At 52.8% G+C, this 13051-nt stretch carries 1 protein-coding gene; it reads left to right on the top strand.

The genetic code is table 11. The annotated features are described in order from the left end of the window. Positions 1-388 precede the first annotated feature (388 nt). Positions 389-13024, top strand: a complete 12636-nt coding sequence (locus SH139x_RS13645) for a carboxypeptidase regulatory-like domain-containing protein (protein ID WP_488355746.1) — start codon at positions 389-391, stop codon at positions 13022-13024. Positions 13025-13051 lie beyond the last annotated feature (27 nt).

The following is a 13051-nucleotide window of genomic DNA, read 5'->3' on the forward strand; positions in this document are numbered from 1 at the left end:
CCGAAATCGAGGCCGAACGCGATTTTAGTTCTATTCGCCCCGCGTCTCAAGCGAGCAAAATTCAGTTCGGTGTTCCGAAAAAGCTGAAAAAAGCTATTCCCGCGCAATGCGATTGCGTAAATAGATTTCGAGAACCTGAATTTTAGGGAATCTCAATACCGGCGGTTCCAGGTCAGATGCGATCTAAGGTGGCAATTAGAGCTTGATTTCTAGCGCTAGTTATTCAGTCGCGCAATGGCATTCCGTACATATTCGCGACCGATTCACGCTTCTTTTTTAGGCAATCGAATAAATGGATGGCTTCAAACGTTCGGCAAGTCAACGCAGTCTTAGGGCGCGGACAAACCGAAGGCGTCGGCTTTCGGTCGAGATTCTTGAAGATCGACGCATGCTTGCGGCGGTTTCATGGGACGGTGGCGGTGGCGATCTTGCATGGAGCAATCCCCTCAATTGGAGCTCTGATCAATTGCCATCGGAGACTGATGACGTAGCGATCGATGCGGGCGCATCCAGGATCGAGTACGCGAGCGGAAATACGACCATCAACTCGTTAACCCTAAAAAGCAATCTACTTGTCGAGGACGGTTTACTTTTGACGAGTACCGTCAGCGTTCAGGGAGGGAGATATCTGCAAGTCTCAGGGGAGAATTCAGAATTTTCCAGCGCTGCCGCCTCGTCGATCAACGGCGCGGATCTTTTGGTCAGCGACGGAGGCGCTCTCGTCATTGGATCGGTGCAAGAAGTTTCTAACAGTAGTGGTGATATGGTATGGCGGGCCACCGGCCCGGGTAGCGTGCTCAGCCTACCGAACCTGACGGCGATCAATAACGGTACTGAGTGGCGGCAGGACATCTTCCTAGAGGCCAAAGATGGGGGCGAACTGCTTCTGCCGCAAGTGAGCGAAATCATCGACCCGAATTCTGGTGATCAACGGGGGCGTTCGATCCAAGTTCTTTCCGATGGCGTTGACAGCCGAGTCGATCTGAGTTCCCTGCGAAGCTTTTTAGATTATAGCTCTGGATCGCTTACAGGGGGATTTGAGGACCGCATAGATCCTGAGTACTCACGCCTAACAGCGTCTCAAGGTGGAGAGATTGTGCTCAGCGGATCACTGACGACTCGCGGTGTATACATTCCACTTGATGCGTCAGGTACGATTGATACGACCACTTTCGAGAACTTAAGAAATAGTCGACTTGATATTAGCAACGCGCCAATCGACCTGTCATCTTTGACCAGCGCCGTTAACACCGGTTTTAATATCACGGGCGTCGACGTCGACCTTTCGTCGTTGACAGATGCTGACCTCGGTTGGTTTTCGATCTCCGGTGTCGACATTGACTTGACCAGTATCACGGACATGGATGGTCGTGATATCTATATTTCCGGGGGCGTGGCCATTGAGTTGCCCGGGGTCTCGTCATCGACGAACCTCTCCGGCGACATGGTGTGGCGAGCGACCGGTACCGGTAGCGTGCTCAGCCTACCGAACCTGACGGCGATCAATAACGGTACTGAGTGGCGGCAGGACATCTTCCTAGAGGCCAAAGATGGGGGCGAACTGCTTCTGCCGCAAGTGAGCGAAATCATCGACCCGAATTCTGGTGATCAACGGGGGCGTTCGATCCAAGTTCTTTCCGATGGCGTTGACAGCCGAGTCGATCTGAGTTCCCTGCGAAGCTTTTTAGATTATAGCTCTGGATCGCTTACAGGGGGATTTGAGGACCGCATAGATCCTGAGTACTCACGCCTAACAGCGTCTCAAGGTGGAGAGATTGTGCTCAGCGGATCACTGACGACTCGCGGTGTATACATTCCACTTGATGCGTCAGGTACGATTGATACGACCACTTTCGAGAACCTCAGGAATAGCCGACTTGATATTAGCAACGCGCCAATCGACCTGTCATCTTTGACCAGCGCCGTTAACACTGGTTTTAATATCACGGACGTCGACGTCGATCTTTCGTCGTTGACAGATGCTGACCTCGGTTGGTTTTCGATCTCCGGTGTCGACATTGACTTGACCAGTGTCACGGACATGGATGGTCGTGATATCTATATTTCCGGGGGCGTGGCCATCGAGTTGCCCGGGGTTTCGTCATCGACGAACCTTTCCGGCGACATGGTGTGGCGAGCGACCGGTACCGGTAGCGTGCTCAGCCTGCCGAACCTGACGGCGATCAATAACGGTACTGAGTGGCGGCAGGACATCTTCCTAGAGGCCAAAGATGGGGGCGAGTTGCTTCTGCCGCAAGTGAGTGACATCATCGACCCGAATTCCGGTGATCAACGGGGGCGTTCGATCCAAGTACTTTCCGACGGCCTTGACAGCCGAGTCGATCTGAGTTCCCTGCGAAGCTTTTTAGATTATAGCTCTGGATCGCTTACAGGGGGATTTGAGGACCGCATAGATCCTGAGTACTCACGCCTAACAGCGTCTCAAGGTGGCGAGATTGCGCTCAGCGGATCACTGACGACTCGCGGTGTATACATTCCACTTGATGCGTCAGGTACGATTGATACGACCACTTTCCAGGACCTCAGGAATAGCCGACTTGATATTAGCAACGCGCCAATCGACCTGTCATCTTTGACCAGCGCCGTTAACACTGGTTTTAATATCACGGACGTCGACGTCGATCTTTCGTCGCTGACAGATGCTGACCTCGGTTGGTTTTCGATCTCCGGTGTCGACATTGACTTGACCAGTGTCACGGACATGGATGGTCGTGATATCTATATTTCCGGGGGCGTGGCCATCGAGTTGCCCGGGGTTTCGTCATCGACGAACCTTTCCGGCGACATGGTGTGGCGAGCGACCGGTACCGGTAGCGTGCTCAGCCTGCCGAACCTGACGGCGATCAATAACGGTACTGAGTGGCGGCAGGACATCTTCCTAGAGGCCAAAGATGGGGGCGAGTTGCTTCTGCCGCAAGTGAGTGACATCATCGACCCGAATTCCGGTGATCAACGGGGGCGTTCGATCCAAGTACTTTCCGACGGCCTTGACAGCCGAGTCGATCTGAGTTCCCTGCGAAGCTTTTTAGATTATAGCTCTGGATCGCTTACAGGGGGATTTGAGGACCGCATAGATCCTGAGTACTCACGCCTAACAGCGTCTCAAGGTGGCGAGATTGCGCTCAGCGGATCACTGACGACTCGCGGTGTATACATTCCACTTGATGCGTCAGGTACGATTGATACGACCACTTTCCAGGACCTCAGGAATAGCCGACTTGATATTAGCAACGCGCCAATCGACCTGTCATCTTTGACCAGCGCCGTTAACACTGGTTTTAATATCACGGACGTCGACGTCGATCTTTCGTCGCTGACAGATGCTGACCTCGGTTGGTTTTCGATCTCCGGTGTCGACATTGACTTGACCAGTGTCACGGACATGGATGGTCGTGATATCTATATTTCCGGGGGCGTGGCCATCGAGTTGCCCGGGGTTTCGTCATCGACGAACCTTTCCGGCGACTTGGTGTGGCGAGCGACCGGTACCGGTAGCGTGCTCAGCCTGCCGAACCTGACGGCGATCAATAACGGCACTGAGTCAAAACAAGACATCTTCCTAGAGGCCAAAGATGGGGGCGAGCTGCTTCTGCCGCAAGTGAGCGAAATCATCGATCCGAATTCTGGTGATCAACGGGGGCGTTCGATCCAAGTACTTGCCGACGGCGTTGACAGCCGAGTCGATCTGAGTTCCCTGCGAAGCTTTTTAGATTATAGCTCTGGATCGCTTACAGGGGGATTTGAGGACCGCATAGATCCTGAGTACTCACGCCTAACAGCGTCTCAAGGTGGCGAGATGGTGCTGGGGCATTATGTGACGATACGCGGCGTCTACGTTCCGCTTGGCATCAGCGGTCGTCTTCTGGTTGGGACGCTCGATGTCGGAACTTCATCGCTTTTGGTTGGTTCGGGCACGATTTACGGCAACCTAAACAATCGCGCGTCCATATCGATTGATCGAGTGGAGATTCATGGGGATTTTGCGCAACTCAGTGGATCCCTGAAGCTCAATTTAAGTGGTGAGATCGACAGCCTCGATTATTCTCTGTTGCGGGTTCGGGGTGCAGTGAAGCTCGGCGGCGCACTTGAGGTCACTCGTGACGGATTTGAACCGGACGCATGGTCTGACATTTCGTTGATTCAGGCAGATGGTATCTCAGGAGAATTTGATACCGTGTCCGGGCTTGGCGAACTGGAGCCTCCCCTGGAAGTTGTCTATGGATCGTCGTCGGTGGTGCTCTCACGACAATTCGATCGAGACCCCGTTCAGGTGTTTCCATATATCAATGATGAACCTGGCAAACGAGTGTTTTTCAACGTGTTGGAAAACCAGCAAGATCCAGTTGGATTCCGATTAGTCGACCCCAACGGAAATTTCGTTTTTGCTTCCCAGGCAATCCCCTCCGATCCTGACCAAGGTGACTTCGGACCGTTCCGGCTTGATTTCGCCGGCAACTACGAGATTCAGGTCTTTGCTCACCCGGATTCCGATCCTCTCTATTCCTACGAGATCAATGACGCCCCGATTGATTCTGCGGAACTGTTATTGAATCGGTCCAATTCCGGTGCGATCGATCATCCTGGTGAGTTGGATATTTGGCGTCTGAATGCGAAGCAGGCGGCCATCTACGAGTTGGAAATGCTATCGGTGATTGGCGAGGGCCCGCTGGAATTGATTCTACAAGCTGAAGATGGTCGCACAGTGTTTGTCGCCGAGGAATCTGTCGGCATGGGGCCACGAAAGCAGTATGCAATCTCCATAAATCAGCCCGGGCAATACACGTTGAGAATTCTGGGACGAGGCGACGACACGGCCAATTACCAGTTTGTAATGCGTGGTCCTGAAAGTCCCCATGTCATCTCCAGCGCAGTGACCGGCAACGACGATACGACCGTGGACACCGTTGTTATCGCCTTCAATCAGGAGATGGACTCGGCCAGTTTCGACTTGGCTGAAGATCTAATTTCACTCAGCAGTGGGACGATCCCAATCAGTCCGAATACCGCAGTATGGGTTGATGGCAACACGCTGGCGATCGAATTCGATCCGCAAGACGTGGTCGATCCGATCGTTGTCTCTCTTAGCGCCGAGATAAATAGTCTAACTGGCGTACCGCTCGATCAGGATCAAGACGGTAACGTTGGCGAACCGCTGGAGGATCGTTACACGGCCACCATCTACCGTGATCAACGCGGGCCTCGGATCTTCTTGACGGATCCCCAAACCACAGCCTCCGCGCCAATCGACGAACTCACGTTCTATTTTAGCGAACCAATCGACGTCGATACGTTCACCCAGGAAGACATCCTTGGATTCCAAGGCCCAGCGGGATCGCTGCTCAACCAGATCACGGGCGTTCAGGTGGAGGAGACCCGGGCAACGATGTTCTTTGAATCCCAAATCCTTTCCGGCCAGTACGCGGTGACCATTGGCGCGGACATTCGGGATACCACGGGCAACCTACTGGATCAGAACGAAGATGGCGTCGGTGGCCAAAGCGATGATATTTTTACCGCAACAATCGTTCTCAAGTCGCCCGACTTGGTCGTCACCTCGGTGCGTAACCCGGTAGGTGGACTCTATGGCGAGGAACAGGAGTGGACCTGGACGGTTACCAATGAAGGGAGTGACCCGGCCGAAGGTCTCTGGTGGGACTACTTGTACCTCTCTGAAGACAATATTTGGGATCTGGACGACGCGCTGATCGCCAGGGTTCCTTACGACAGCGCTGCCAGCGGTGTGGTGGCCGCGAATGGGGGCGAGTACACCGGATCGATCACGGCCCCGATTCCTGCGGTCCTGCCTGGCAAGTACCACGTGCTGGTGCGCAGCAACCTATTATCCACCATTGCCGAGTCCGATTTCGGAGATAACGCGTCGACATCGTCCAAGCAGGCCAGCTTCGACATACCGACTCTCGAGAGCGAAATACCCGTCTCGCAGGAAGTCGAGTATCGAGAGGCGATCTACTACAAGATCGAGGTAACCGAAGAATTTGTTGGCGGAGCGTTAGTCGCTTATTTTAGTACCGAGAATACTAATGTCGCCAACGAAATGTACATGAGTCGCGAAACGCTTCCGAGTCGCCGCGAACATGATTTGAGTTCCCAACGTGGACTCGTTTCGAACCATTGGATCGTGGAGTCCTCTCTTGAGGTAGGAACCTACTACATAGCGGGATTTGTCGCACCGAACCAAAATCAACTTGGACTATTGGGTAACGCGACGGTCGAGGCAAAGCTGCTTAAGCGTGGTGAGTTCGCCGTACTAGATACCGACTTCGGGAAGGGCGGCACGGCAGGCAACCGCACCATCGAGATCAATGGAGGCAATTTCGATCGTTCGATGGAAGTATTTCTCAATGATGGTTTAGGCAACGTCGCCATCGCCGAGAGTTACTATCGACCGGATTCTAAGAAACTCTACGCAACCTTTGATTTGACGAGTGTTCAACCGGGTACCTATGACGTTGTCGTTGCGAATTCATCGAGTCTGGAAGTGACCATTGTGAATTCCTTTGAGGTGGTACTCGGCGGTGGAAGCGTATTCGCGCCAACCATTGCTAGCCCGCCCGCTTTCCGTCGCCCCTTTCATTCTCCTTTCGTTCACTTTCCGGTCACTGTTTCGTGGGGAAATACGGGGCTTAACGATATAGCGGTCCCTTTAACCGTCTTCACCAGCAGCGAACCATTCGCGGAAGAATTCCAATCCAATCTTTCTGGGTCTGGATACTATCAGAAATTCAACGGAACGAACGTCGATACCTTTTTTGCCTATCCAGAGCTAGATGAAATGGTTCCAGGACTACTCTTACCTGGACAAAGTGGATCGAAGCTCTATCAGGTGGTACCACGGTTAGCGAGCGAGGTTCGAGGCGAAGCCGCGCTCTACGCGATCGACGTGCTTTACGATGAACCCGAAGAACTCTTCAACTGGGAAGCGGAGCGGGATCGACTCGACCGCGGATACCTTACCGCAGAACAGTTCACTCAGCTGTTTGATGAATTCCAGGATTCTGTTGGGCTCACGGTTAGGGACTACAACCGAATGCTTTTGGAGATGGCGTTTGTCGTGCCGGAACTGCCAGCCGACGTATTTGAGGCGACGCTCACACTAACGCAAGAAGCTTTCGACCGCCACGCGGCCACAAGCTCGTCGTCAATTCAAGGAATCGTTGATTACGGCGCCTTTGACATCGACCTCACCGACTTGATAGTCACGGCTAGGAACGCCAATACGTTGGAAGCATTTTCGGCTCCAGTTCGTACTGATGGAGTGTTCTCGCTGGTCGGTATTGGCGATGGCACGTTCGAGCTCAGCGTCACTGGTGGTGCGGTGGTCATACATGCGACCTCTGTGGAGGTAGCTGCCGGCGAACCGGCTTCCGCTTCGCTTCAAATCGCGATCGGTAGCACCGTGTCGGGGTCTGTCCTCGGAACAAATGGACAACTGTTGGACGACCTCCGGCTGTCATTGACATCGGAACTGCTCGACCAGAGCTTTCTAGGCGAAATCGACGACTATGGAATCTTTCAATTTGCGGACCTTCTGCCCGGTGAATACACGCTCACTGCGACGGCTCCGGGTTGGGAGACTGCCATCCGGCAGTTCTCAGTAGGCTTTGGTGAGGCAGTGGTGGAAACGTTAGAGCTTGCCACAGCCACGCGACTCACTGGCTCAGTCCAATCAGCGACTGGTTTAGTCAGTGATGCGCAAGTGCGATTACTCAACTACGCATCGGGCGAAGTACTAACCGTCTTCTCGCAGGACGATGGCAACTTCTCATTCAACGGCGTGTCTCCCGGGCTCTGGGCTGCGGGAGTTACCCACCCAGATTTCAGGGTCGCCTCGAGAGACGTGGATGTTCGTGGTCCTTCACTCTCAGAATCCTTCGATCTATCGATCGGGGCGACAGTGACCGGACGGATCGTGAGTGAAGCAGGAGTACCCGTCGAAGGAGCCGTGGTTGGTGTGATAATCGATGCCAATCTTCGTTCCGTAGTTACAGACAGCGATGGTAAATTTACTGTTGCAGGCTTGGAACCGGGAGAAGCTAGCCTTCAAGTTGACGGTGATGGATTCGCGCGCATGGTACAGCCGATCGGCGACACCGCGATTGACTCACCTATTGACCTAGGTGACGTGACGCTTGCCGATGGTTTTGAGATATCTGTAAATGTCACCGACAGCGCTGGAGCTCCCATTGCTGACGCCACTGTGATGCTGCAATCGAACGCTGGCAACGAGATCATTAGTGTTGCGACTAATGATGCTGGTAGCTTAAATTTCTCCGCATTAACAGGCGGCGTGTATCGCTTAAGCATCGGAGTTGACGGTTACGCGAGTACATCGGAGCTGATTTATGTTTCTGACGGTGGTCTTGAGTTAGATATTCAGCTCGCTACAGAGGCAACTCTTACTGGGTTTGTCGCAGGAGTCACAGATGGAGTGGTTGCCCTCTACTTGAATGAGCAAATTGTCCGCTGGGCACCCATTGACAGCGACGGTACGTATTCAATCGATAAGATGGTGGAAGGTGATTACGTAGCGGCCGTTGTTCACGCGTCGCGATTATATGAGTCGATGCCAATCGCAGTGACGGCTGGTAGTGCTTCTCAACTTAACTTTGCCGAACCCACAGGTACCATCGCTGGTACGGCGACCGACATCAGTGGTCAACCTTTGGTCGGTGCCACCATTACGACGACTATTGTTGATGCGATAACGAATGACCGAACCGTGCGGACTGTGATCACTGGAGATAATGGGGCTTTCCTGTTTGTCGGGACGCGAAATGGAACTGAGACGCTCACGCTCCTAGCCGAGGGCGTCCCACAGACATCCGTGCGACTCACTACGACATCCGGCGACCACGTCGTCGAAGATATCGCTGCTGCAAGCTCACTCATGCTTGGCGGTTTGGTGCAAGACGCGCAGGGGTTGCCTATATCAGGTGCATCAGTCTTCTTGGTAAACACAGACTTTGCAGACGCTCCTGCCATCGAGCTCGTCGCCGACGCAACTGGCGTCTGGCTATTCCAGTACCTTGCCGCAGGGAACTACGAAATTATCGTGACTGCTGAGGGAATGCCAGCGCATGTGGAATCGACGACCATCGCATCAAACACGCTAGACAAGATACTGGAGCTGGGGGAACAACGCGCAACGCTGACCGGCATCGTGTCCAGCTCGGGCCTTCCATTGGCAAATGCACTGGTGACGGTCTCGCTACGCGGCGTTGTAATTGCTGAGGCAGTGACTAACAGCGATGGAAGTTATTCCATACAGGATTTGCCGACAGCGCTGGTTGAGGTTGCAATTCAAGCGACAGGAACAGTTCAAAATGCACAATCGGTCAATCTGGGGACTTCGACGGACGTAAGCACTGAGCTTAGTCAATGCAATTCATGCCGTGTCTTTCTTGTGGCGCCGTCCCAACCATCGCAAAGCCCACCGCAGCGTTCTGGGTCGGTCAGAACTTCTCAAACAGCAAATACGGGAGCCGAATTAGATGAAAAACGCTTGCAGGTACGTTTTGACCGTCGCGAAGAACTCAACCGAGAGTATAGCCGAGTAACTTCAATCCCATGGGAACCAATCCCCAGCGACTCGATTCAAGAGGCGACGGAACCTGATTGCTTCTGCAACTCATCAAGACTTAAGTCTGAATACGATTTCCTTCTCGCTTGGCGTCGCGTTCTTCATCTGGATGCGCTGGCTCTGAAGACAACGCTTTTGGGGCATCAAGCTGTAGATCTGGTACTCAGAAAGGAAGCATACAAACAGGAAGGACACGCAAGTGCTGCTCTCTTTCTTGCGGTCGGTATTGCGGATGAATACGCCGCATGGGCGTTACTTCTTGCGGTTCCCGCTACTGGAGGAGCGAGCGGCATTGCAAGTTTGCTTGCGCTGCTTTTAACGGAGTTCTACGGAACGCTCACAACGGTCGATAGACACCTGAATCGTTACAGCGATCACATTCGATTAATCGAAATCAATCGCAACCAATTCAACGGTAAAAGTGAAGCGTTCACAAAAGAAATAGAGAATTACACTCGAACCTTGGTGCGTTATGAACGTGACTTAGCCTCAGAAAAACAGAATTGCCCTAAACCATCTGCACCAGGTGGATCAGAAACTATTCCAAAGGGAGCTGGCCTCTCGTATGATCTATTGACTGCAGACGATCGCGTGGCGCTTGCGAAGCTAAAGGCGAATGGCATTTCCTGGTACGTTGAAGTCATCAGCAATCCATCGGGGTCTGGCGTTACGATCTCTCCGAATGGTGGTGCTGATATTGGAGACGGTGACTGTGACACCTATTCAATTTTCTTACGACTGGTGCTGATTTGTGACGACAGTGGCATTTTTGGCATTGGGAAGGAAAAGGAATTTTTTCGCGGCGTATTCACGCTGACGAGAACTCCCCAGATAATCCCCTTCAACATTTTTTGCGGTGCCAAAAGACCTGAAGATACGGATTGCTATAAGTACGTCGTTGCGGTGACAGGTGATTGCGGTGCTTACGATCCCAACGATATTCTTGGACCAACAGGGTTCGGTGAGCAGAATTGGACGCGTCAGGACGTCCGATACGACTACACAATCCGATTTGAGAATGACGCTGAAGAAGCGACAGCTCCAGCAGCCGTCGTTACAGTTACGCAGCAACTCGATGACGATCTTGACTATTCTACATTCAAACTCGGACCCATCGGATTTGGAGATAACATCATTGCGAGCTTGCAAAACGACAGCTCGTCACACCTGCGTTTGGACTATACCCAGGAACTGGGGATTTTTCTCGATGTAAGTGCAGGGATTGATGTCGCGACAGGCCAGATTACGTTCCAGCTCAAGTCTATCGATCCGGAAACGGGCGAGGTGCCGTTTAGCCCGCTAGTTGGATTATTGCCACCTAATTTGGACGGCTCAGAAGGACAGGGCTTTGCTAGTTACTCAATACGTACCAAAGCGAATGTTGAGAGCGGGACCGTTATTGATGCCATTGCGGACATTATTTTCGACCAAAATGAGGCAATTGTAACGCCTCCGGTCTTTAATACCATCGATGCCGAAGGGCCGACGAGCTCGGTGAACGAACTCGCTGCGGAAAGCTATCCCGGTGTGCTCGTGCAGTGGGTGGGCGATGATTTCGGTGGATCGGGTGTGCGTAACTTCGATGTGTTTGTCTCTCGAGACAATCGGCCTTTTGAGCTGTGGCTTGATGATACCGCTCAAACCGAAGCACGCTTTTACGATGCCGTTCCAGGAAGCACCTATGCGTTCTACTCAGTTGCAACCGACAATGTTGGCTATATCGAGCCCCACGCCGTCGTTGCTGATACCACGACAACCATCCTAGAACCCGCCCGGGTCGTTGGAATCTCGGTGTCGCGAGACCGCAGCAGCATGGAGATCGAATTTTCTCAAGCGATGAACCTCGGAGAACTAGTCGCAACCGACGCGATCGCCACCGCCTTCGGTATCCAGACTCCCGATGGGACGGCGGTCACGCTGGAGGGGCTCTCATTCGATTACGACTCAGTCGATTTTCTGCTGACCGCTTCTTGGGATGAACCACTGACGGAAGGGCGCTACCACCTCATGCTGGATGCTCAAACGCTGACCAATGAGAACGGCGGGCAACTCGCCTGGGGAGTCTCAGGGCCTTCGTTCTCAGTCGGTAGCTTTGAGAGTTCACAGCCAGTGATCGTGGGTGGCGTGGCATTGCACTATGACGGTGTTGCTGTGCCGTCGGTTATCGATTTCAACCAAGATGGGCGACTAGATCTCGTGGTGTCCACCGAAGTTGGGCCCGATGTGTATGAGGCCTACCTGTTGTTGAATGAGGGCTCATCCGCAGAACCACTGTTCACAACGCAAATCCCGCTGCTGGACGATGACGGGCCGCTCCAGTTTGATTCCGCTTTGAAGCGTCCCCTGTTTGTTGACTGGACCGGTGACGGAGCGTTAGATCTGATTGCTTCCAATGAATTCCAGCAATTAATGCTTTGGACGAACGTCAATACGAACATCGCTCCTATTTATTCCAATCCCACGCCGTTGATGTATGGCCCAGCCGATGCACCTCAAGCAATCGATTTGGTGGCCACCGCATTGTCGATGATGGATATCAATCAAGACGGTCGCCTGGACCTGCTGATCGCGACTCAAGAAGGTCAAATTGTCCTTTTCACCGATGCAAACAGCGACGGTCAGCCGAGACTGGAGCAGGCTGGACCGATCAATGTCGCGGGTGCACCGTTTGCGGTTCCGACGATACGCACTCTAGACGCCGTGGATCTTAACCAAGATGGGAACGAAGACCTACTAGTAACGACCAATGATGGGCGGATCTTGTATTATCCAGCCATCACGAACGATCCAACCACATTCTTGGCTTGTTGGGATTTGACGGCCACCGAGATAATGGCAAATCAATTGCCTACAATAGGTATGTCTACGGCCACAGGCGACATGAATGGTGATGGCTTCCCCGACCTTCTGTTTGGTTTTCCTGACGGAACCTTAAGCTGGGCCGAACAAACATCCACTCGAACGCCGCTACCTGCGCATGCAATGGCTAACGCGGACCCAACGTCCTACATTGAAGAATTCGATGTCAATCTAGTGTCTGGGCCATTCTGGCAAAATCCTCTGGATCCATATGATGTAAATGTTGATGGGGATGTAAAACCCATAGACGCATTAATTATCATTAACTATCTAAATCGCAACGGCAGTGGCCAACTCGCAGCGAATGGTTCTGGCTCCGCGCCACCTCCATATTACGACGTAAACGGTGACGATAGAGCGACACCTATCGATGCACTTATCGTGATAAATTTTCTCAATCGCGGTGGTAATGGTGAGGGAGAAGCGGTGTCAGATCAATCATTGCAACCAATCCCTTTCCAGTCTTACCATGAACGATTGATGAAGGACGATGAGGAACTGCACGGGCTCGACGCGTATTTCGAATTGTTGGGTGAATCTTAATTTTCTCCTCCCGGCGAGGAATGCAAA

Source organism: Kothea flammea, assembly GCF_052161645.1.
Taxonomy (GTDB): domain Bacteria; phylum Planctomycetota; class Planctomycetia; order Pirellulales; family Pirellulaceae; genus Laterigemmans.